Raw genomic sequence first — 1,009 nt, 5'->3', positions numbered from 1 at the left:
GGGGGTGTGGCGTCGGGCGCCGGTTGCCCGATCGGGGTTTCGAGTTGGGCGAGGTCGCGGCCGAGGCCTGCGAGTTCTTCGGCGAACCGGTGGAAGGCGTCGCCGAGGATGCGCGCTTGCCGTTCGAGGCGGTCGCTGCGTTCCTGGAGGCGCCGGTAGAGGGCGGGGTCGACGGTCAAGAGCGCCCCTCGAGTTCCTGGAGCCTAGCCTCGGCCCTCAGGCGCTGGCGTTCGTTCCAGTCGGCGCGGAGCTTGGCGTCGTACTCGCTCTCGGACAGTCGCCCGCCGGTGGCGTACCCGAGCGCGAAGGCGAGGACGGCGATGACGTACACGAGCCAGAGGTTCATGGCGCCTCCTTCACCCGCGCGAGCGCGGCTTGCACACGCCGCATGGTTGCTCGCGTCACGGCGTACGCCCCAACGCCGGGGTCGTACGCAGCCTTGGTCACCGCCTCTAGCGCCTCGACCAGTTCGGCGGTGTCGTCGCGCGGCGCGACGGGGGTGTTCTGTTCGACGACGGCGGCGAGCCAGCCCGCAAAGCTCCCCGCGTAGACCTCGATGACACCCCCGCACCGTGGGCAATAGGTGCATCCGTTCTCCCGCGGACCCCCTTCCTCGAATGGCCACATCGGTCCGCAGGCGCTATGCCAGATGCCGTTGTGCTCGTCCTGGCGCCACTGGCAGGTTCGTGCGCTTGCCTCGTCGCGCGTCACGAGACTCCCCTCACCCGCGCGAGCACGGCGCGGGCGCTCTCAACAGCGGCCCTGCATGCCCAGGCGACCGCCGACGCGCCCTCCGCCTCGCAAACGTCCGCGGCGCACACCATCGGCTCGATGCATGCCCTCAGCGCTTCGACCAGTTCGGCGGTGTCGTCACGCGCCGGAAGCGGCTCCACGTCCTCTAGGAGGGCGAGGACGGGCTTGTGGCGAACGTGGGTCGCGATCAGGACCGCACGGTGCGTCTCGCTCGGCACGAAGCCGTAGCCCTCGTCGTAGCCGAGGTAGGGGGTGT

Annotated in this window: 3 protein-coding genes; all 3 read right to left on the bottom strand. The window is 70.5% G+C overall.

Annotation, left to right across the window (positions count from 1 at the left end):
* Positions 1 to 175 precede the first annotated feature (175 nt).
* On the bottom strand, positions 176 to 346 hold the full coding sequence (locus VF202_14820; GenBank protein ID HEX7041387.1) for a hypothetical protein: 171 nt from the start codon (positions 344 to 346) through the stop codon (positions 176 to 178).
* Positions 343 to 711 (bottom strand): hypothetical protein, encoded by a 369-nt coding sequence (locus tag VF202_14815; protein HEX7041386.1) that lies wholly within the window; start codon positions 709 to 711, stop codon positions 343 to 345. The genes VF202_14820 and VF202_14815 overlap by 4 nt, the downstream gene beginning before the upstream one ends.
* Positions 708 to 1,009 (bottom strand): hypothetical protein (locus VF202_14810; GenBank protein HEX7041385.1); only part of this gene is annotated, 302 nt, incomplete at its 5' end. The genes VF202_14810 and VF202_14815, both read right to left, overlap by 4 nt.

The sequence above is a fragment of the Trueperaceae bacterium genome, from assembly GCA_036381035.1.
Lineage (GTDB): Bacteria > Deinococcota > Deinococci > Deinococcales > Trueperaceae > DASRWD01.
Note: the sequence above shows the minus strand (reverse complement) of the source record. Positions and strands in the feature narration are given on the sequence as shown.

What these genes read in the sequence shown, in the direction of transcription:
- VF202_14820 (HEX7041387.1), bottom strand. Translation starts at nt 346, where the DNA reads ATGAACCTCTGGCTCGTGTACGTCATCGCCGTCCTCGCCTTCGCGCTC.